Source organism: Asanoa hainanensis, from assembly GCF_900188485.1.
Classification (GTDB): Bacteria; Actinomycetota; Actinomycetes; order Mycobacteriales; family Micromonosporaceae; genus Asanoa; species Asanoa hainanensis.
In genome coordinates this window covers 1-1,371 of record NZ_FZPH01000043.1, presented here as the reverse complement: position 1 = coordinate 1,371, position 1,371 = coordinate 1, and the positions used below count along the sequence as shown (strand labels likewise).

Here is a 1,371-nt window from a genome sequence, read left to right as displayed (position 1 = left end):
TACTGCAACGGCACTTTGGTCAGTGACGTTGCCGCTGGTCGAGCGTTGTTTTTGGTGTGGATGTGGTCGATCGGTGGCTGACGGAGCTTGATCGTTTCTGTGAGCGGATCGGGCCGCGGTTCGGTCGGGTCGAGCCGCGGTCGCGGGCCGCGCGTTATATGTGCGGGTTGGCTGCCGGGTTGGACCGTCGTAACGGCTGGACGATCGCCGAGCATGCCGGCGAGGTGAGCCCGGACGGCATGCAGCGGTTGCTGCGCCGGGCGGAGTTCGACGTTGACGGGGTCCGCGACGACGTGCGTGAGCTCGTGGTCGGCCACCTCGGCGATCCGGACGCGGTGCTGGTCATCGACGACACCGGATTCCTGAAGAAAGGCCGGCGCTCGGCGGGGGTGCAGCGGCAGTATTCCGGGACCGCGGGACGGACGGAGAACTGCCAGATCGGGGTGTTCATGGCCTACGTCAGCGCGACGTGCCACGCCCTGATCGACCGGGATCTGTATCTACCCCAGTCGTGGATCGATGACCGCGCCCGCTGCCGTCAGGCTGGCATACCCGATGCGGCGCAGTTCGCCACCAAGCCCCGCATCGCGATCGCGATGCTGCAACGGGCGATCGAGGGCGGTGTGCCGTTCGGGTGGGTCGCCGCTGACGAGGTCTACGGCCAGGTCCCCTATCTGCGGACCTGGTTGGAGGACAAGCGGATCCCGTACGTGTTGGCCACCCGCCGTGATGACACGGTGTCCGGCCGGGACTGGCGGGAGGTCGTGTGTGTGCAGGATCTGGCCACACTGCCCGCGGCGAAGTGGAAACGGATCAGTTGCGGTGCCGGCGCGCACGGCCAGCGGTTCTACGACTGGGCCCGCCTGCCGGTCCGGCCCGAATGGCGACACGGGTTCGGGCACTGGGTCATGGCCCGCCGCTCGATCAGCGACCCCACCGACATCGCCTACTACCTCTGCTACGCACCGGCCCGCACCACCCTGACCCGGCTCGCTCGCACCGCGGGACGGCGCTGGCCGGTCGAAGAATGCTTCCAGCAGGCCAAGAACGAAGCCGGCCTGGACCAGTACCAGGCCCGGGACTGGCGGGCGTGGTACGCCCACATCACCCTGTCCATGGCCACCCACGCCCTACTCGTCGTCGCGAAATCCCTTGCCACACAAGCAAACCCAGCCTCGCGCAGGACATGCTGATCGCGCTGACCGTACCCGAGGTCCGGCGCCTGCTCCTGGCATTCACCCTGACGCGTCCCACCACCCCCGACCACGTCCTGGCCTGGTCCTACTTCCGACGACGCCGCCAATGGCAAGCCCGCGTCAGCCACTACCACCGGCGCGGACAGATACCGCCATAAGTGCCGTTGCAGTACTA

General features: G+C 67.7%; 1 protein-coding gene. It reads left to right on the top strand.

The genetic code is table 11. The features are described 5' to 3' along the window. Positions 1 to 62: 62 nt before the first annotated feature. Positions 63 to 1,193, top strand: coding sequence for an IS701 family transposase (locus CHC05_RS40470; protein ID WP_245871496.1), 1,131 nt, complete (start codon positions 63 to 65; stop codon positions 1,191 to 1,193). Positions 1,194 to 1,371: the final 178 nt, after the last annotated feature.